The sequence below is a fragment of the Gordonia effusa NBRC 100432 genome (assembly GCF_000241305.1).
GTDB classification, from domain to species: domain Bacteria; phylum Actinomycetota; class Actinomycetes; order Mycobacteriales; family Mycobacteriaceae; genus Gordonia; species Gordonia effusa.
In genome coordinates this window covers 1-18,936 of sequence record NZ_BAEH01000088.1, presented here as the reverse complement: position 1 = coordinate 18,936, position 18,936 = coordinate 1, and the positions used below count along the sequence as shown (strand labels likewise).

Sequence of the window (18,936 nt, the reverse complement as noted above, 5' to 3'; positions counted from 1 at the left end):
TTTGAAGAAGGCCCCAACACAAGTTGTTGGGGCCTTCTTCACATATCCACACCGAAACGAAAATACTGTGTCCGACGGGGGCGTTAGGTGCGGGTCTCGATACACCCGGCTCGGCTAACGCCTCGCCGGGCTCTCGACCAGCGGTGGCTGAACTCGGCTAACGCCTCGCCGGGCACTCGACCAGCGGTCAAACCCCGATGGTCGAGTGGGCCCGACGAGCTCTAGCGAGACGCGCCTGTATCGAAGCCATGGCGATCAACAGCCTTCTCAAGTCCAGAATTCGCCAACACGCCCGACCAACGCCACGGCTTGGTCATACCCAGCCTGTGCTGCGGTGGGTCGAAGCGAAACATCCATCGCATTCATGCCAAACATATGCTCGGCGCTACTAGTTGGCGAAATGGTCTCGACGTCGCTACCTCCGGCGCGAAGATCATCGATCTGCGCGGCCAGATGCGTACGCCATTCTGGGGGATGGAGTGATTGACCGCCGAACGGTGAGAGCACCAGAACGCGACCGTGACCTATTGCGAGATCGGCGTTTTCGGCGTTCGCACGATAGCCGCCGTCGATATACAGACTGCCGTCGATGTCGTAAGCGAGTCCACTGGCACAACTGGCAGCTACCGCATCCACCAATTCGACACCGCTGGAGCGGTCGAATACCACCGGGTCGCCGGAACGCGCGTCAACCGCGGTGATGAGGACCTTCTGGTCCGGCCAATCCTGGCTGGGTAATCTCGCCGCGACCGTGTTTCGCCAATTCGATTGCCAAGAGCCGTCGGATGCGCCGGTCCGCTCAAGTGCGGCCGCCGCCATCTTGCGCCGCATCTCGACCGCGCTACGTGAGTCGGCGATGATCGCGGTCATTCGTGCCATGTGGTCGCTGACCGGTTTACTCGACCCTGGACGATCGCCCGATGTCGCGCGGGCAGGTCCTCGAGGCGGAGCCTCGAGGATGGCGGCGAACTGGGCGGTTGGCGAGGATCCGGTAATCTGTGCTGCCGCAGTCGATCCCGCCGATGTCCCGACGATGAGTTCGGCCTCGGTCAGGTCCACCCCGGCGTCGAATAGACCGGCGACGACGCCGATCAACCATGCGTTGCCAGTGGATCCGCCACCGCCGAGAACCAGAGCTCGTTTGTTCTTTGCGGTAGCTGGTGAAGATGATGTGTTCATTGGGAGTCGCCTTTCACGAATTTGCCTGATGGCGCTCCCGGCGGCGACCTGGTTTAGCCGCGCGATCGTGGATAGCGGGGGAGCACCCATTGCGGTACTGCGTTCATGGGTCTCACCTCCTACTGTCGGTACACGATCGCTTGAAGGCTATCACCGACGGATAGCCGTCGCGCAACTGAATTAACTCGTTGCCGACCGCTGGCTCAACTGTGACGCGATATCGTTCGCTGTCGACATACCCATTCGAACCGCACCGTCCACATGCTGGTAGCCGGCACCGGCGATGTCGGAACACGAGAAGTGAATCGGCCCGACCGGCGTGCGTTGATCCTTGCCGTAACGGGAGAGTCCGCCGAGATCGAAACTGGCAGCATAGGCGCCGCGCGTCCATTCCTCTGCGCCCCAGTCGGATTCGTAGTACACCACCGGTTCGAGAGTCTTCGGCCCGAGAAAACGGGCCATCGATTCCAGGATCGCCGCCTTGCGGTCTGCCGCGCTCAACTCAAACATGCGGTCGGCCTTCTCGTCCGACACGAATCCGACCAATGTGCCCCGAGAATCCTCGTAGTTGGTGTTGTCATAGACCTCTTGAACCAGCTCGCTGCCGCTGAAGCCGGTTCCCGACAGTCCATCTTCCCGCCAGAACGGCGTGTCATAGACGGCATGCACCTTGATGACCAGACCGAGTGACTGATGCTGGTGCATCTGGTGTTGTCGACGCGGAAGCGGTGGATCGAACGAAACTCGAGTGTAGAGATTCGGCGGCACGGCGAGAATTACCTTGCGCGCCTTCACTTCTACATCGCCCTCAGCTACGACGGTCACCTCGTTCTCTGCCCAGCGCACGGTGCGCACCGGAGCGCCGAGGATTACATCGTCGGCGAGACGTTGCGCCAGCCTTTGCGACACCGCTTGCATTCCCCCGATGACCCGACGATCGAGGATGAAATCCTCGTCGACGAGATTCGAGAACGATCCGGCCGATGCCGCCATGAGTACCGCTTGCAGAGTCGAAAAGGCATGTGCCGGTTTGGTTAACATGCCGCCCGCGACAAAGAGGCTGATGTTGTCGATCGCTTCGACGTCGTGGGTCTGATCTTCGAGCCATCGTCGGAAGGAGACCGAATCGAGTTCCGTCGCGCGTGGGTGTGCCCACGGTTCGTCGGCGCCGATCTCGGCGACTAGCTCGTCGAGCAGCGCGACCAGCCGGTTCATTTCGGCGATTGTCTTCTCGGACACCGGAAAATCGTCGCCGTCGTAAACGGTGCGTTCGCCGTCGGGCGCCACATACACCGAGCTGCCGTCGCGGTAGCGGGGAAAGGTCTCCAAACCGAGTTCGTCGAGCAAGGTTTGCAACGCGGTCTGATCGGGCGAAACCCATTGGCCGCCGATCTCTAGCGTTGCACCGTCGACGACGTCGGTCCAGGTGCGTCCGCCAACTCGGTCGCGGGCTTCGAGAACTACCACCGACAATCCGGCCTTGGTCAGTTCGTGAGCTGCGGTGAGACCGGATGGGCCGGCGCCGACGATGGCGACGTCGCGAATGAGGGTTGGCACGGTGCTGATTCTCCTTGCGGTGGGTTAGTCAGGCTGGCTGATTTTGGGTGATGCAGTGGATTCCGCCACCGCGCGCGAAGATCGCGCGGGCATCGACGGATACGACGGTGCGCCCGGGATAGACCGAGCCGAGAATGTCGGCGGCTTGGGCGTCGGATGGGTCATCAAAGGAACATGCCACTACGACGCCGTTGGCTACGTAGTGGTTTATGTAGCTGTAGTCGACGAATCCCTCGGCGTCGCGCAGCGTTTGAGGCGCCGGCACATCGACAATACGCAGCGTATCTCCCGCCGAATTGACGGAAGTGGCCAAGACTTCCCGAATCTGTTGTGACACAGCGTGATCGGGATGGTCAGGGTTGCGTTGGTCATGTATGAGAACGGTTCCGGGGATGGGCATCGCGGCGACGATGTCCACGTGTCCGCGAGTGCCGAACTCTTCGGAATCTCGGGTGAGGCCGCAAGGCAGCCAGATCACCGTGTCGACGCCGAGTGTGCGGGTCAACTCGGCTTCGACATCGGCTTTTGCCAACGTCGGGTTGCGGCCGGCATCGAGTTGCACAGTCTCGGTGATGAGTACCGTCCCGATGCCGTCGACCTGTATGCCGCCGCCTTCGTTGACCAGATCGGAGCCGATGTAGTTCACCCCGGTGTGGTCGATGACCGTTCGCGCGATGTGTTCGTCGTGGTCCCAGGTGGCCCAATCTTGGGCGCCCCAACCGTTGAACACCCAGTCGACGCCGCCGACCGTGCCCGCGTCGTCGACGACGAATGTCGGCCCGATGTCACGCATCCACGCGTCATCGAGCGGAGCCTCAACGAGTTCGACAGCGGAGGACAGGTACTTGCGCGCATACGCGGTCTGCGTCGGGTCCACCACAACCGTGACGGGCTCATGGTCGACGACAGCGTTGGCTACCGCCGACCACGCCGATCGCGCCTCGTGGTGGTCCGCGTCGGTGTCGCCAAGGGAGTATCCGGGGGCCGGAAATGCCATCCAGGTTCTCGAATGCGGCTCGTGCTCAGCGGGCATTCGCCATCGTTCGGTCACTTACGCGTCCATCGTTGTGCCGATGGGATTGGCCTGATCCACCGGCTCGGTCAGCCGACCGTAGGTGTCGGGCCGTCGGGTGGCGAGGAATGGAAATAGTGTGAGCCAATCGCGGCGTTGATCGAGATCGAGGTCGGCGACCAGAACAGCCGACTCGTCGCGAGGGGCCTGCGCCAGAATGCGTCCGTACGGATCGGAAATAAACGATGATCCGTAGAACGTGATGGTTCCCTCGTTGCCGTGGCGATTGGGAGCAATCATAAAGGTGCCGTTGGCAATTCCGTTTCCGACGATGACCTGCTGCCAGAGCGGCTGAGTGTCGAATTCGGGGTGCCCCGGTTCGGAACCGATCGCTGTCGGATAGACGATGATCTCCGCGCCGCCAAGCGAATACATCCGAGCCACTTCGGGAAACCATTCGTCCCAGCAGGTAGGCATGCCGATTCGGGCGCCGCCGAGTTGTTTGGTCGCATGCACGGTGTATGCGTCGACACTGGCCGGACCTGGCCGGAAATACGTGTCCTCGTAATATCCTTCGGTGACCGGGATGTGCAGTTTGCGAGTTCGAGCCACGAGGCCGTCTGAGCCGACCAGGATCGCGGTGTTGAAACCTAGTTTGTCCGAATAGTTTTCGCCTGCAGCGTCGGCTTCGTATAGCGACGCGTGAACCAGGATGTTGTGTCGTTGTGCGGCGGCCAGTGCGAATGCCAGCGTCGGACCTGTCGCGAGGTCCTCGGCGGCAGCGCCGGGATTGTCGCCGCCGCGGACAAACGCTGGATAGCGCGACAGTGTGAGTTCGGGGAGAAACACGACGGCCGCACCCTCAGCGGCGGCGCTATCAATACCACTGTCGAGCTCGGCGAGCAGATCGTCCTGAGCTTCATGCCATTGATGCTGAACTACCCCGACGCGCAACGGCTTTCGGGTCGGTGCATCGACCCGGGCCAGCGACGGCGGTGGGGTCAGAGCGGCGACAAGTTTCATTGGTGGTGACTCCTTGGAAATCTTAAAGTTGTTGCGATTAGCGGGTTTTGGTCAGTTCAGGCGTCGACCGCGGGAGTGTCTCGCCGCGGAAGAACGAGGGCGATACTTTGCGCATGACGAGCATCAACACCGCGCCGACGATCAGCAGTCCGAAACCGATATAGAACACCAGTCCGATGCCGAAAATCTCTGCGCCGCTACCATTTTCGGGATCGAGGCTTTCTTTGACCGATACCACAAATACCGACAGCAAGGCGATTCCGCCGAGTAGCGGAAACAGGAATCGGAAGACAATATTGTGCGCATTATCGAAGAGCGAGTGACGGAAATACCACACGCAGGCGAATGCGGTGATCCCGTAATACCAGCAGATCATGATGCCGAGTGCGGCAATCGTGTCGCCGAGCGTCTTCTCCGACAGCAGGGTAACCGCCGTATAGAAGGCCGCCGTCACGATACCGGCGACGAGTGCGCCGAAAGCGGGTGACAGGTAGCGCGGACTGATCTCGGCGAATTTCGCGGGGAAGGCCCGATAGCTGCCCATTGCGAGCATCGTACGGGCGACGGGGAGGAAAGTGGTCTGCAAACTGGCCACCGCCGATGCGAGGATCGCGAGGAATAGGAACATTCCGCCCCAGCGGCCCATCACCGGTTCAGCCAGCGCTCCGAAGATGTTGTCACTGATCTCCTCGTTACCCAGGCCCAGTCCGTCGGTCCCGACGCCCGCGTACATCATGGTCGCCAACGCCACCAGGAGGTACGTACCTAAAATCGTCAGCACGCACAACAGACCCGCGCGCCCGGGTGTGCGCTTCGGGTCCTTCGATTCCTCGCCGAGCGTCAGGCAGGTATCCCACCCCCAGAAAGCGAAAATGGATCCGGTCAACCCCAGTGCGAACGCGGCGATCGACAGGCTACCCAGCCCGCCGAACGGGTTGAACCATGACCAGCTGAAATCGAGATGACCGACCTGACCGCCGGCTTTCGCAAACGCGACGATGGAGAACACAACGAGAACGATCATCTGAAATCCGACCAGCCAGTACTGAATTCGCTCACTGGTAGTGATGCCGCGCATCGATATGTACGTTGCGACTGCGAGCAGCGCAATGGTGGTCAGGATATTGACCGGCTTGTTGCTGGTGCCCAGCGATTCCCAGCCGGGGTGGTTGAAGAGGCGGGCCAACATCAGATAGAAGAACTGAACGCCGACGGCGGCAAGATTCGACAACACGATGATGGTTGCCAGCACCATGCCCCAGCCGCACATCCAACCAACATAGGGCCCAAAAGCCTTGGTGGACCAGGTAAACGACGCTCCGGCGTCGGTAGTGTCCGCGTTGAGTTCGCGGTAGGCGTACGCCGTTAAGAACATCGGAATGAAGCCGGCGATGAAAATGGCCGGCATCTTCAAACCGACGGCGGCGACGATCAGTCCGATACTCGCGGTCAGGGTGTAGCCGGGTGCGACCGTCGAAATGCCGAGCACCGCGCCGGACAATACGCCAACTTTGTTGGCGGCCAGTCCTTTCGGCGAAACTACGGAGTCGGTCTGATCTGCAGATTGAGTGGCCATTGGTTCTCCAAGGGATGGTGGGGCCGGACGAACGTGCTGCTGATTCGATGACGTCGGATAGTTTCGTGCGCGCGAGATAGGTTGGTGCGGTGCGTGTTACGGGGTGAGAGCGATATATTTGGTGTTGAGATACTCCTGTATTCCTTCGCTTCCGCCTTCGCTGCCAAGACCGGACTGCTTGACGCCGCCGAAAGGTGCTGCCGGATCTGAGATTACGCCGCGGTTGACGCCAACCATGCCGGATTCGAGTGCTGCCGAGACGCGAAGAACGCGATCGAGGTCGCGGGTATAGAAGTACGCCGCGAGCCCGTAGTCGGTGGCGTTGGCGCGTTCGATGGCTTCGTCTTCGGTGTCGAAGCCGGTGATGACAGCGACCGGACCGAAGATCTCTTCGCCGAGAATGCGTGAGCCATCGGGTACTTCGTCGATCACGGTGGGCTCGTAGAAGTATCCCGGGCCATCGATTACGGACCCGCCGGTGTGTACTCGCGCGCCCGCCGTCACTGCCTCGTCGACCAGGGCGGCGACTGAATCACGTTGTTGGGAACTGATGAGCGGTCCCAGCGTCACGTCATCCTGGTAGCCCGGGCCGACGGTGGAATCAGCGATACGTTCGGCCAGTGCCTTGGTGAATTGCTCGCGAATCGGGTTGTGTACCAGCAGACGGTTGGCCGCCGTGCACGCTTCTCCGCCGTTGCGCATCTTCGCGGCCATCGCTCCGTCGACCGCGGCATCGATATCGGCGTCGTCGAAGACGATGAAGGGCGCGTTGCCGCCCAATTCCATCGACGTCTTCAGTACTTGATCGGCCGATTGTCCGATCAGAATCTTGCCGACCTCGGTTGATCCGGTGAAGGAGACTTTGCGTAACCGCCGGTCTTTCATCAGCGCCGCAATAACATTCGGTGCATCTCCGGTTGGCAGGACCGACAGCACACCTGGCGGCAACCCCGCGTCGGCGAACACCTGCGCGAGCAGCAGCATGGTGAGCGGGGTGGCCTCGGCGGGTTTGACCAGCATTGTGCAGCCGGCGGCCAGGGCAGGACCTATCTTGCGCGTGCCCATAGCTAACGGAAAGTTCCACGGCGTGATGGCCAGGCATGGCCCTACCGGCTCTTTGGTGACCAGAATCCGACCGTTGCCCGATGGTGCGGTCGCGGTTCGTCCGCCTACGCGCACAGCTTCTTCGGAGAACCAGCGTAAGAACTCTGAACCGTAGGCGACCTCGCCACGACTTTCGGCGACTGTCTTACCCATCTCGAGCGTCATCAGCAGAGCGAAGTCTTCGGTGCGTTCGACGACCAGCTCCCATGCACGGCGCAGAATGGTCGACCGTTCTCGTGGAGCTGTTGCCGCCCAAGACTTCTGAGCCGCAGCCGCCGAAGCCAGCGCCGCGTCCGCGTCGGAGACATCTGCGTCGGCAACCGAAGTGAGCGCGTCTCCGGTCGCGGGATTGATGACATCGAAGCGCTTACCGGAATTGGCTTCTCGCGCACCACCGTCGATCCACAAGCCGGTAGGGACGGTTGCGAGCAGCTCGTCGAAGTTAGACATCAGGCTTCCTTTCGTGGGGTGTCAGTGTGCGGTGCGGATGGCGTCTTCGAGGACGGTCAACCCGTCGTCGAAGAGGTCGTCGTCGATGACGAGGGGTGGCAGCAATCGAATGACGTTGCCGTAGGTGCCGCAGGTCAACACCACGACACCTTGGTCAAGCGCTTGTGCGGCAACGGCTTTGGTTAGTTCAGGGTCGGGTGTGTCGGTTCCCGGCTGGACGATCTCAATCGCGATCATGGCACCACGACCGCGGATATCGCCGATTACGTCGACGTCGGCGGCGAGTTCGCGCAGGCGTGTCAACGCCCTGTCGCCGATCGCACGAGCCCGTGCCGGCAGATCGAACTCGACCATCGACTCGATGGCCGCGAGTGCCCCGGCGCAAGCGATCGGGTTGCCGCCGTAGGTACCGCCGAGCCCGCCCGGGTGGACTCGGTCGAGAAGTTCGGCACGACCGGTGATCGCTGACAACGGCAATCCGCCAGCGATACCTTTAGCCATCGTGATGATGTCCGGGACGACTCCTTCGTCATCGCATGCGAACCACGAGCCGGTACGGGCGAAACCAGTCTGTACCTCGTCGGCGATGAATACCACTCCGTTCTTGGCGGCCCATTCGACGAGTGTAGGGAGAAACCCCGGTGCCGGCACGATGAAGCCGCCCTCGCCCTGGATCGGTTCGATGATGATTGCGGCCAATTGGTCTGCGCCGATTTGTTTTTCGATCGCGGTTATCGTGCGCTGGGCGGCTTGCTCGCCGGTCAGACCGGGCTCGTCGCGATATGGATAGCTCATCGGCATGCGATAGACCTCCGGCGCGAACGGGCCGAAGTGAGCTTTGTACGGCATATTCTTGGCGGTCAGCGCCATGGTGAGATTGGTGCGGCCATGATAGGCGTGATCGAAAGCCACCACGGCATTGCGGCCGGTGGCGAGGCGGGCCACCTTGACCGCATTCTCTACTGCTTCCGCGCCGGAATTGAATAGGACACTTCGCTTTTCGTGATCGCCCGGGGTCAGGTCGGCCAGTTTCTCGGCGACCGCGATATAGCCCTCGTACGGAGTGACCATGAAACAGGTATGGGTGAAGTGTGCGGCCTGGCCGGCGACCGCCGCGGCGACACGTGGATCGGATGCGCCGACACCGGTGACCGCGATTCCCGAGCCGAGGTCGATCAGTGAGTTGCCGTCTACGTCGACGATTACCCCGCCGTCGGCGTCGGCGGCGTACACCGGTACCGACGACCCGACGCCCGCGGCGACGGCCGCACGGCGTCGTGCGGTGAGTTCGACCGACTTTGGGCCCGGAAGCTCAGTAACCAGAGTGCGCTTCTGTTCGAGGCGGTAGGTGATGCTGCTGCTCATGGAAGACTCTCCTGCGATCGTGCCAAAGGTGTTGGGAAGAAGTGTTTTCCAATTGATGAACCAAGGCCATTGCCAGGCTGTCGAAATGTACTAGGGTCGACACTCCAATTCGGCAGTCGCTCTATGTCTCTTCCCGTGGCACGACGACCATCGGCACCTGTAGTACCCGCAGCATTTTGGCCGCGGTCGAACCGAGGAACAAGCGGCGTGCCTGTCCCAGTCGGCTGGAGCCGACCATGATCACATCGCCGTCATGCCATTCGAGTTTGTTTACCGCCTCTTCAACTGAGTCGCCGTCCACCACCGACCAGGTGACCGTGACATCGTCGGGCAGCTTGGCTTTCACGCGTTCAACGGTCTCGGTGGCGTGAACACGTGCCTGTTTGAGAGCTGCGGCGTCGGACTTGTGCCCGTCGCCGACCGAGTCGAGTGCGACTAACGAGACGAGTCGTAGTGGCGTACCTGCCGCTCCCGCTGCGCGAACTGCGGTGGAGAGCAACAGGTCCGCACCGGGCCGACCGCCCACCGCGCACGTCACCTCGCGGACCCGCTCGATTGTCGAGTGGCGAGTGCCGCGTGGTGCCAGCACGATCGGAATGGGTGAGGAGTGCAGGAGCTCGTTGACCACCGATCCGAGCGAATGCGCACCGACCAATCCACCGCCGCCCCCGCCGACGACGATCGCCTCAGCGGTGATCCGCTCAGCTTCGGCGATGATGCCTTCGGCGGACGAATCGGCGTAGGAGATATTCGTTGTCACTGCGACATCCTCTCCGACAAGGCTTTTCGCCTCGACAAGCCATGCGGCCGCCTGTTTGGCGAGGACAGATTCGTAGTTGGTCGTCGCGGCAAGCGCGGCGTCTCGTTCCGGTGGCAAGATCATCGAGATCTCTAGATCGGTGCTCAGCGTGCGCGCGAGCCTGGCGCCGAGTACGACGGCGTCGGCGCCTCCACTGGTAGCGAGATAGGCGACGAGGATCTTCATCTGAGAACTCCCATTTTCAGTGATGGTGATGACAGGCGGCAGGCGGCGTCGGCTCGACGTCGAGCGCCGGGTTCCGGTCGAAGAAGCCGACCGGCTTCAACCAGAAACTCACCACGTCGACCGGCATGACCGGCCAGTCTTCCGGACGGGTGATGTGGTGGATGCCGAATACGTACCAGAGTACGACGTCGGTATTGATGATGGAGCGGTTGGCCGCAGTCCAAGCCGGCAGGCCATGATCAGTACTGCTCTGGTTAACGAATTCGCCTGCGGGCCAACGCTCGTCAGGTGAATTGGGAGTCACCCACAGGGTGTGCTCGATTGCGCGGCAACGGGCCAGGACGGGGGAGGCCGGATCGAACATCGCGGGTATCGCGCCGCCCGGGACGAGCTTGTAGGACGGATGAGTGCCGAGACCGTTGACAGTGTTTTCGTTGACGACCTTCCACGCGCGCTGGGTGGCGAAGTTCATGTCCTGCTTACCTTCTGCCTCGGTGTGCAGCGGCGTGTTGACCTGTCGTAAGGACAGTCCGTACGGGTTGTCGGGGCCCATTGACACCATCTCGGTCTCCGTGGCGTAGACGGTGTTCTCAGTGCCGTCAACGTCGAGATCCATTCGGGCCACGAGGAAATGTTGGTGGAACGGTGCGTACGTGCGTTGATCGACGAGAGTGCCATGTGGATGCTCGGCACCTTCGGGGAAATGGCTGACGACCATGATTCCCGTTGCGCGGACTTCACATTCGATATTGCCGTCCTGATAGAACCGCCAGTAGGCGAGATATTCGTAGTTGGCGACCGTCACGTGAAACGAGACCGTGAGCCGGCGCATCCGCCGGACTTCCGACTCATCGTGGTCGACATGCTTCCACAACACCGCGTTGTCTTCTTCGTGTATGCAAATGGCGTTGCGGATCTCATAAGGTTCGCCCTTACTGTCGTGCAGGGTGGCGTCGAGGTAGCGGATCTCGCCGAGGCAGTCGCACCCCAGCTCGAGTGACGTCGTCATAAAGCCGATGCCCCACTCGCCGATATCGAAAGCCGTTCTGCGGTAGTGATCTTCGCAGTGATCGCGGTAGGGGACCATCATTTCGGCGAACGAGAGACGATGTGCGATCGGGCGTACTTTACCGTGATCGTTGTAGGTCACGGCATGAATCGTCATCCCCTCGCGATAGTTGAAACCAACCCGCAGCGACCAGTTCTGCCATTCAATTCTATTGCCATCCAATGTGAATGACGGGCCGTTGGATTGGGTGATGTCGAGCGGCTTCAGCTGTTCGCGCGTACTCGACTCGCGGATCCGTTCGGGGATAAACCGTGGCACATATTCGCCCATCACTTCCGGGCGGTCGACGGTGAAGGTGTCTTCGATTTCCAGCAGTTCCATGCTGTTCAGGTCGATGATGCAGTGAAATCCGTTGACCGGGCCCGCATATGGGTTCCTTCCGGGCGCAGAACGCACCCAAGTGTCCGACCATCCGATCCGCCGGCCCTGGTACTTTTCGGGTATGAGGGCATCTCCGTAGGTCCAGGTGTCCATGAATACCAGATCCATGTCGGTGATCCCGCGCCCAGCGAGTGCCGCCACGACGTCGGGGTGACCGCGTAACGTGGCGTCGGCTTCCTCCCACTCATCGACGGTGAAGTTGGCCTGCTGACCCGGGATAGGTTCCCAGGAAACAACTTTCGACTCGGTGATTGACACCAGAGCCTTATACGTGGAATTGGTGCCGCGTTCGAAGCAGACGACGGTGGCTTGCCGGTCGGGCACGGTGCCCGTGGCGTCGAAGGCGGCGATCGCTGCTTTTGTGGGTTCGAACATTTCGATGCTGGCATATCGCCACTGCGGTGCGGTGACGCCGTGCCCATCGCGCAGGATGCCGGTGACGGCGATGAACTCGGTTGCGGACAACGGGTCGAGCGGGTGAAAGGTGTTTGCCATCCTCGGGTTCCTCTCCTCGGGTTTCCCTCCTCGGGTTTCCCTCCTCGGGTTTCACGGTGTCCTCGAGAGCGCTGGGAACAGGTATCACTCTGCCCCTCACACGATGCCACGGCATCTGCCAGAATGTCGGTGATCGACAGGCTTGTCTCGACAGAGTGGAGTGCAGTGGGCGTACCCGTGCGGTGGCTGCTCAATCAACCGGACCTCGGATTGCATCTGCGGGCCGGCGAGTCAGGGACGTCTGCGGAGATAACCTTCGCCGTTACCACCGAGCTGGCGAATCCCGGCCAGTGGCTGTCGGGCGGGGAGTTGGTGTTGACCACCGGCATCGGCCTACCGCCCGACGCGTCGGGCCGCCGGGCGTATATGGAGGAGTTTGCTGAATGTGGCGTTGCGGCAATAGGTTTCGGTCTCGGGCTGTCCTATGACGTGATACCGGACGAACTCGTCGAACACGCCGATCGACTCGGCGTTCCGTTGTTTGAAGTGCCGTTGCCGACGCCGTTTGTCGCGGTGGTCAAGACCGTGATGAATCGTCTTGCCGAGCAGCAGTACGAGGCGGTGATGTGGGCATCACGTGCGCAACCGCGAATGACCCGCGCGGCAGTCGGCGGCGGTGTGGCGTCGACAATCCGTGAACTGTCGAACGCATGTGGCGGTCCGGTATTTCTCTGTGACCGGGCCGGGCAGGTCATCGACGCATCGGGGGCGTCACTCGATGACGAGATCTCGTCGGTCGTCGTCGACTTGATTGCCGAACAACTGCGATCAGCCGAAGTGCCCGACAGTAGCGTGATGTCGAGTGGCGCCGGCGTCATCGTGGTGCAGTCGATCCGGGTGGGTCGACGAACGCACGGGTACCTCGCGGTGGTCTTTCGGACTCAGCCGCGCGTCGTCGACCAGGTGCTGATCGGTCACGCGAACTCATTGCTGGCCTTGGATTTCGAGAAACCGCTACGGCTCCACGCGGATCAGAATCAGGTGAACGCAGGTGCGCTGCGGATTCTTCTCTCGCGCGGCACAGATCTGTCGCGGGCTCGCGAGGTGGTGAGTAGCGCGGCGGACGAATACGGACGCGTCAGGGTGCTGACAATCCTCGGTACCGACGCTGGGGCTCTGGTCGACATCGTCGATGAACAGCTCACCGCGGTCGGGCGGCCGGGCTTCTTGCTGCCAGAGCCCGACGGGGCGTCGATGCTGGTGCTGCTGCGTGGCACCGACGATCTCGATTTCGCCCGTCGTGTCATTAACGCGGTGCCCGCGCGGTCCCGCCGCAGCTTCCGGATCGGCATGAGCGCGCCACACGAACTCACCGATATCGAAGCGGCAGTAGAACAGTCGCGGATTACCGCGGCGTCCGCCGACCATCGCGGTACGCCGACCGACGCATCGGCTCTGGTCGGCCGTACGCTGCTCGCGTCACCCGAATCGCGCCGTGTGCTCGACGATCTGGCCGGGATAATGGTTGACCCGCTGATCGCCTATGACCGAGTGAATAACACCGAACTGCTGCCATCCCTTCGTGCGTATTTGGAGGCGAACGGACAGTGGGAGTCGGCGGCCGCAGTCCTCGGCGTCCACCGCCATACTTTGCGTAGCCGCATTTCCCGGGCAGAGGAAGTTCTTGGCTGCGACCTCGGCTCGGCGCGGGTGCGAGCCGAGTTACTGCTCGCGATTCTGGCGCGAGAATAGTGGACTTGGCCGGAATCTGCTGTCTAGCTGTTGCCGAGGGAATATCTACCTCGGCGCGACCGAGTCCGCAGACTTCAGTCGGGAAGCAGGGGACAAGACGCTCCGCCGACACGATCTCCACGGAGCTGCCTGCCCGATGCCCTAGGCTGGTCCGCGTGCGATTGGTTATTGCGGAGTGCCAGGTTGACTACGTCGGCAGATTGACCGCCCATCTGCCGATGGCGAAGCGGCTGTTGTTGATCAAATCGGATGGTTCGGTGAGCGTCCACGCCGACGACCGCGCGTATAAGCCACTCAACTGGATGAGCCCGCCGTGCTGGCTTATCGAAGAAGATGTTCCAGAGGAACTCGATGCCGAAGCGCTCTGGGTGGTTACCAATAAGGCCGACGAACAGCTACGCATCACGATCAAGAGCATCGAACACGACTCCGCTCACGAACTAGGCGTCGACCCCGGCCTCATCAAAGACGGCGTCGAGGCGCATCTGCAGGAACTGCTGGCCGAACACGTGGAGACTTTGGGTGCCGGGCACAGTCTGATCCGCCGCGAGTACATGACCGCGATCGGCCCGGTCGACCTGCTCTGCCGCGACGCCGACGGTGGCACGGTCGCGGTGGAGATCAAACGGCGCGGGGAGATCGACGGCGTCGAACAGCTAACCCGCTATTTGGACTTGCTCAACCGCGATCCGCTATTGGCTCCGGTGGCGGGAGTCTTTGCGGCGCAACAGATTAAGCCTCAAGCGCGCACGCTCGCCACCGACCGAGGCATTCGCTGTTTGGTTCTCGACTACGACAAACTTCGAGGAACGGAAGACACTGAGTTCAAGCTGTTCTAGGAACTCGGTGCTCAGCCCCGCTGGGCTACTCGACGGTTCACATTGTTGCCGTTTATCGGTTTGGTACTCGGCTCCGACGATGGCTTCGCATCGTGATCGTCGGATTCGCGTTGCGGAGTGGCGTGTTGTTTCTGTGCCGCTATCTTCGATGGCCCGGATAGCTCGCGATTAAGCAGCTCGGTATCGGAGAGATCGTCGGCGTCTGCGAAATCGTCGATATGTGCGAGTTTGAGTTCACCCGGCGCGGAGATGAGGTGCTTGCGCAGGTCTTCCAGGTGATCGAGCACTCCCTGATGGGTGCTGCGGGCGCGCTTGGCGAATTCGCGTGACTGTTTCATCCGCTCCAGCGCCACTCGCTGCGCCGACTCCTTGAGGCGTTTGACTTCGGCGTTGGCCTTCTCCCGCTCAGCGGCGATCTGAGCATCGAATTGTTCGCGCTCGGTCTTCCGGGCGCGAGCACTCTGCTGCTCCAGTTCGGTGGCCTCGTTGGTCGCCTTCGCGACGATGCGCTGTGCTTCTTCACGAGCGGCCGTCATCGTTGAGTTGTGCTCTTTCTCCATTGCCGACTTGCGGTCGGCGAGTAGGCGAGCGCTCTTCTCGGCCTCGCGTTTGGAGGTGGCCGCGACTTCCTCTGCACGGCGTTTACTTGCCGCGACCTTGGCTTCTGCATCCGACACCATTGATGCCGCGTGCTGTTGGGCTACCGACACCGTTTCCGCTGCTTCTGCCTGCGCGGTCGCGCGAATCTCGGAAGCTTCGTCGGACGCCAGTTGTAGCATCCGGGACAGACGTTCACTCATGCCCTGAGCGGTGGTCGGCGGGACCGATAACCGGTCGACCTCGTGGCGCAGTTCTTCGATCTCTTCGCGCGCGGCGGTGAGATGCGCGGCTAACTCGTTTGCATTGGCATTGGCCGCGTCGCGATCGGCGGCAAGGACGCGCAACTCGGCGTCGAGACGCTGGAAGCGATCGTTGACTTGGTCGCGGTCATAGCCGCGACGGACGGTGTCAAAGGGTGCAGGGCGCGAGGCGGGAGCCGACATGGCGACCAGTGTAATCCGGTCCGCTGGCGTTAGTGACCGCCGCCATCGACTGCGGGTTCAACCAACTCCAGTAGTACGCCGCCCGCATCTTTGGGATGCACGAAGTTAATACGCGAATCGGCGGTGCCACGACGTGCGGCCGGGTAGAGCACGCGAACACCTGCGCTGGTCAGGCGCTCGGTGACGGCGTCGACATCGGTAACCCGCACCGCGAGCTGCTGCAATCCGGGCCCATTGCGCGCGATGAATTTCGCGATAGTCGAGTCGTCATTGAGTGGCGCGAGCAGCTGGATGACAGCGCTACCGTCGGCGCCCGCGTTGCGCGGTCCGATCATCGCCTCGCGCACGCCCTGTTCCTCGTTGACCTCTTCGTGGAGGGTGACGAATCCCAGATGGGTCGCGTACCAGTCCTTTGCGGCGTCGAGGTCGCCAACGGCTATGCCGGCGTGGTCGATCGCCGTGACTAGATCTTCGATCAGGACGGTGGCAGAAATATTGGTCGGATCCGTTGACGATGCACTCATACTCCAAAGGTAGCGTTGACCGCGAGGATCACTACGCGGTGGTCTGCCCCCAGCTGAGCTACCCGCCGGTATCCGGGTAGCAGTTACAAGGAGTAAGCAATGTCCGCAGAATCGTCGGTAATCGTTGCCGGTGCCCGTACCCCGTTCGGCCGTTTGTCGGGTGGGCTCAAAGGACAATCGGGTGTCGACCTCGGTGGCGTCGCAATCAAGGCGGCCGTCGAGCGCGCCGGAATATCAGCCGACGTCGTGGACTACGTGATCATGGGCCAGGTACTGACCGCCGGTGCCGGGCAGATGCCAGCTCGTCAAGCCGCGATCAAGGGCGGTATCGGTTGGGATGTTCCGACGTTGACTATCAACAAGATGTGTCTGTCGGGAATCGACGCCATCGCGCTGGCCGACCAGCTGATCCGCGCGGGTGAATTCGACGTCGTCGTGGCCGGGGGACAGGAATCGATGACACAGGCGCCGCATGTTCTTCCCGGGAGCCGGAACGGTTTCAAATACGGAAATACCGAGCTCGTCGACCATATGGCCTTCGACGGTCTGTGGGATGCGTTCACCGATCAGCCGATGGGTGCGCTGACCGAGGAGAGCAACGACGTGGTCAGCGGCGCCGAGAGTGATGCGACCCGCGGATTCACCCGAGCCGAGCAGGACGAGTTCGCCGCGCGCAGCCACCAGCTGGCCGCTGCCGCGTGGAAGAACGGCGTGTTTGCCGATGAGGTTGTGCCCGTTGAGATTCCGCAGCGCAAGGGCGATCCCATCGTATTCGCCGAAGACGAGGGGATCCGCGCCGACACCACCGCGGATTCGCTGTCGGGGCTACGTCCGGCATTCCGGAAAGACGGCACCATCACCGCGGGAAACGCGTCGCAGATTTCCGACGGAGCAGCCGCCGTCGTGGTGATGAGCAAGTCGAAGGCTCAGGAACTCGGCGTCGAGTGGTTGGCCGAGATTGGCCCACACGGTGTCGTCGCCGGTCCGGACTCGTCATTGCAGGCTCAGCCGGCCAACGCCATCGAAAAGGCTTGCGCGCGTGCGGGAATCGACCCCAAAGACCTCGACGTCGTCGAGATCAACGAGGCTTTCGCGGCGGTGGGCTTGGCATCGACCAAGAAGCTTGGCATCGATCCGGAGAAGGTCAACGTCAACGGTGGAGCCATTGCGTTGGGCCATCCGATCGGGACTTCGGGCGCGCGTATCACCCTTCACCTCGCACTCGAACTGAAGCGTCGCGGCGGTGGCGTGGGTGCTGCCGCCCTATGTGGTGCCGGCGGCCAGGGTGACGCCCTGATCATCACGGTGCCCAAGGGCTGAGTTCTGCCGCGTTGGTCGAGTGCGCCGGCTGACTTCGACGTCTTGTGGGGTCTCGATACACCCGGCTCGGCTGGCGCCTCGCCGGGCACTCGACCAGCGGTAACTGTCGCTGGTCGAGTGCGCTCGACGAGCGCAGCGAGACGCGCGTGTATCGAGACCGGGTGAGTTCACTCGAAAGTTGTTGTGCGGCTGGTTGTTCGTCTTGCGGGGTCTCGATACACCCGACTCGGCTGGCGCCTCGCCGGGCACTCGACCAGCGGTGGGGTGGCTCGCCAGTTGGGTGGTCGAGTGCCGTCGTGCGAGCGCAGCGAGCCCGCCGGTGTATCGAGGCCCCGTAACCCGAGCGGCGAACCTAACCACCGACGCCCGGCCGACGTGACTCCTACTACGTTTGGTAGTAGGAGTCGCCGCCGTCATGCACAATGGAGACCATGCAGATTTTCGACCTGACCACGCCGGCCAAGAGATTCCGTTTTGTCGCAATCGCCGAAGCCATCACCTGGCTCGCGCTCCTTATCGCGATGTTCTTCAAATGGGTGCTCGGTTACGAAGAGGCGGTCGCCATCCCAGGTATGACGCACGGCGTCGTATTCGTGGTGTTCTGTGTTGTCGCATTGCTAACCGCGTGGCAGCTCAAGTGGAATCTCAAGGTCATCGCGCTCGCGTTGATCTCGTCGATCCCGCCGTTCGGCACGTTGGTCTTCGAATGGTGGGCCGCTCGCAACGGCCACCTGGCCGAACTGTCGACCGACAAGAACGCCGACCAGACCACCGCTCTCACCGCTTGAGATATCACCTACCCTTGGGCGAGTGACTAACCGGACCGACGCGACCACGCGCCGCGCGCGGATCGCAGTCACCGTCGTCTTCGCCCTCAACGGATTCCTTGCCGCGATGTGGGTCGCCCACATCCCGGTGATCACAGCGCGTACCGGCGTCACTCATGAGACGCTGGGCGGGCTGCTCTTGCTGCTCGGCGGATCAGCGTTCGTCGGCATGCAACTATGCGGTCCGCTGATCGACCGGTTCGGATCGCGTCCACTGACGATCATCGCGGTGTCGGTGCTCTCCGTGGCGGTGTTTGGTCCGGTGCTCGCAACCGGCACGCTCAGTCTCGCGCTGGCAATGGCGGCCTTCGGTTTTGCCAACGGAAGTCTCGACGTCTCGATGAATTCGCAGGCCGTCGTCGTTGAACAGGCGTACGGACGCCCAGTCATGTCGGCATTCCACGCGTATTTCTCGGTCGGCAGCATGATCGGATCGGCTCTCGTCGCACTTACCCTGTGGCTCGACGTCGGAGTGGTCTTGACTGTCGTCGGGGC

16 protein-coding genes are annotated in these 18,936 nt (G+C 61.9%); 5 read left to right on the top strand and 11 right to left on the bottom strand.

Translation table 11 applies throughout. The features are described 5' to 3' along the window. Positions 1-267: 267 nt before the first annotated feature. The 9 genes from GOEFS_RS15315 to GOEFS_RS15275 all read right to left on the bottom strand — a co-directional run bounded on the left by GOEFS_RS15315 (position 268) and on the right by GOEFS_RS15275 (position 12,196). Positions 268-1,179 carry a patatin-like phospholipase family protein gene (locus GOEFS_RS15315; RefSeq protein WP_007318840.1) on the bottom strand — a complete coding sequence of 304 codons (912 nt, stop codon included), beginning with the start codon at positions 1,177-1,179 and terminating at the stop codon, positions 268-270. A gap of 180 nt (positions 1,180-1,359) precedes the next feature. After that, positions 1,360-2,736: a flavin monoamine oxidase family protein gene (locus GOEFS_RS15310; RefSeq protein WP_007318839.1), complete on the bottom strand. Its 1,377-nt coding sequence runs from the start codon at positions 2,734-2,736 to the stop codon at positions 1,360-1,362. A gap of 28 nt (positions 2,737-2,764) precedes the next feature. Beyond that, positions 2,765-3,769: an agmatine deiminase family protein gene (locus GOEFS_RS15305; RefSeq protein ID WP_040525253.1), complete on the bottom strand. Its 1,005-nt coding sequence runs from the start codon at positions 3,767-3,769 to the stop codon at positions 2,765-2,767. A gap of 18 nt (positions 3,770-3,787) precedes the next feature. Then, a complete protein-coding gene (locus GOEFS_RS15300) occupies positions 3,788-4,771 on the bottom strand; it encodes a nitrilase-related carbon-nitrogen hydrolase (RefSeq protein WP_007318837.1) in 984 nt (327 codons plus the stop codon). Between the two features lie 37 nt (positions 4,772-4,808). After that, on the bottom strand, positions 4,809-6,347 hold the full coding sequence (locus GOEFS_RS15295; RefSeq protein ID WP_007318836.1) for an APC family permease: 1,539 nt from the start codon (positions 6,345-6,347) through the stop codon (positions 4,809-4,811). 96 nt (positions 6,348-6,443) lie between these two features. Beyond that, positions 6,444-7,901: an NAD-dependent succinate-semialdehyde dehydrogenase gene (locus GOEFS_RS15290; protein ID WP_007318835.1), complete on the bottom strand. Its 1,458-nt coding sequence runs from the start codon at positions 7,899-7,901 to the stop codon at positions 6,444-6,446. Positions 7,902-7,922: 21 nt separating this feature from the next. Continuing rightward, on the bottom strand, positions 7,923-9,266 hold the full coding sequence (gabT, locus tag GOEFS_RS15285; protein WP_007318834.1) for a 4-aminobutyrate--2-oxoglutarate transaminase: 1,344 nt from the start codon (positions 9,264-9,266) through the stop codon (positions 7,923-7,925). 121 nt (positions 9,267-9,387) lie between these two features. After that, positions 9,388-10,251 carry a universal stress protein gene (locus GOEFS_RS15280; RefSeq protein ID WP_007318833.1) on the bottom strand — a complete coding sequence of 288 codons (864 nt, stop codon included), beginning with the start codon at positions 10,249-10,251 and terminating at the stop codon, positions 9,388-9,390. A gap of 16 nt (positions 10,252-10,267) precedes the next feature. Then, positions 10,268-12,196: a primary-amine oxidase gene (locus GOEFS_RS15275; RefSeq protein ID WP_007318832.1), complete on the bottom strand. Its 1,929-nt coding sequence runs from the start codon at positions 12,194-12,196 to the stop codon at positions 10,268-10,270. A 165-nt stretch (positions 12,197-12,361) separates the two neighbouring features. On the opposite strand from GOEFS_RS15275, the gene GOEFS_RS15270 reads away from it, so the two are divergent. Together GOEFS_RS15270 and nucS are read left to right on the top strand one after the other, a co-directional pair. After that, positions 12,362-13,888 (top strand): PucR family transcriptional regulator, encoded by a 1,527-nt coding sequence (locus GOEFS_RS15270; protein WP_040525251.1) that lies wholly within the window; start codon positions 12,362-12,364, stop codon positions 13,886-13,888. A gap of 155 nt (positions 13,889-14,043) precedes the next feature. Next, entirely contained in the window at positions 14,044-14,727 is a 684-nt protein-coding gene (nucS, locus tag GOEFS_RS15265) for an endonuclease NucS (protein WP_007318830.1), read from the top strand. 11 nt (positions 14,728-14,738) lie between these two features. On the opposite strand, the gene GOEFS_RS15260 is transcribed toward nucS, so the two are convergent. Then, positions 14,739-15,770: a coiled-coil domain-containing protein gene (locus GOEFS_RS15260; protein ID WP_007318829.1), complete on the bottom strand. Its 1,032-nt coding sequence runs from the start codon at positions 15,768-15,770 to the stop codon at positions 14,739-14,741. Between the two features lie 29 nt (positions 15,771-15,799). After that, the gene (gene mce, locus GOEFS_RS15255) at positions 15,800-16,294 is read right to left on the bottom strand and encodes a methylmalonyl-CoA epimerase (RefSeq protein ID WP_007318828.1); all 495 of its coding nucleotides are present in this window, start codon (positions 16,292-16,294) and stop codon (positions 15,800-15,802) included. Between the two features lie 99 nt (positions 16,295-16,393). On the opposite strand from mce, the gene GOEFS_RS15250 reads away from it, so the two are divergent. The 3 genes from GOEFS_RS15250 to GOEFS_RS15240 all read left to right on the top strand — a co-directional run. Further along, positions 16,394-17,614: an acetyl-CoA C-acetyltransferase gene (locus GOEFS_RS15250; RefSeq protein WP_007318827.1), complete on the top strand. Its 1,221-nt coding sequence runs from the start codon at positions 16,394-16,396 to the stop codon at positions 17,612-17,614. A gap of 422 nt (positions 17,615-18,036) precedes the next feature. Then, complete coding sequence (locus tag GOEFS_RS15245; RefSeq protein WP_040525250.1) at positions 18,037-18,402, top strand: DUF3817 domain-containing protein; 366 nt, start codon at positions 18,037-18,039, stop codon at positions 18,400-18,402. A 106-nt stretch (positions 18,403-18,508) separates the two neighbouring features. Continuing rightward, a partial coding sequence (locus tag GOEFS_RS15240) for an MFS transporter (RefSeq protein ID WP_138918029.1) occupies positions 18,509-18,936 on the top strand: 428 nt, incomplete at its 3' end.

Excerpts from the sequence above, each read along its gene's own strand:
- GOEFS_RS15260 (WP_007318829.1), bottom strand. The coding sequence starts at position 15,770 with ATGTCGGCTCCCGCCTCGCGCCCTGCACCCTTTGACACCGTCCGTCGC.
- GOEFS_RS15250 (WP_007318827.1), top strand. The coding sequence starts at position 16,394 with ATGTCCGCAGAATCGTCGGTAATCGTTGCCGGTGCCCGTACCCCGTTC.
- GOEFS_RS15275 (WP_007318832.1), bottom strand. The coding sequence starts at position 12,196 with ATGGCAAACACCTTTCACCCGCTCGACCCGTTGTCCGCAACCGAGTTC.
- gabT (WP_007318834.1), bottom strand. The coding sequence starts at position 9,266 with ATGAGCAGCAGCATCACCTACCGCCTCGAACAGAAGCGCACTCTGGTT.
- GOEFS_RS15300 (WP_007318837.1), bottom strand. The coding sequence starts at position 4,771 with ATGAAACTTGTCGCCGCTCTGACCCCACCGCCGTCGCTGGCCCGGGTC.
- mce (WP_007318828.1), bottom strand. The coding sequence starts at position 16,294 with ATGAGTGCATCGTCAACGGATCCGACCAATATTTCTGCCACCGTCCTG.
- GOEFS_RS15245 (WP_040525250.1), top strand. The coding sequence starts at position 18,037 with ATGGAGACCATGCAGATTTTCGACCTGACCACGCCGGCCAAGAGATTC.
- GOEFS_RS15295 (WP_007318836.1), bottom strand. The coding sequence starts at position 6,347 with ATGGCCACTCAATCTGCAGATCAGACCGACTCCGTAGTTTCGCCGAAA.
- GOEFS_RS15305 (WP_040525253.1), bottom strand. The coding sequence starts at position 3,769 with ATGCCCGCTGAGCACGAGCCGCATTCGAGAACCTGGATGGCATTTCCG.
- GOEFS_RS15280 (WP_007318833.1), bottom strand. The coding sequence starts at position 10,251 with ATGAAGATCCTCGTCGCCTATCTCGCTACCAGTGGAGGCGCCGACGCC.
- GOEFS_RS15290 (WP_007318835.1), bottom strand. The coding sequence starts at position 7,901 with ATGTCTAACTTCGACGAGCTGCTCGCAACCGTCCCTACCGGCTTGTGG.
- GOEFS_RS15315 (WP_007318840.1), bottom strand. The coding sequence starts at position 1,179 with ATGAACACATCATCTTCACCAGCTACCGCAAAGAACAAACGAGCTCTG.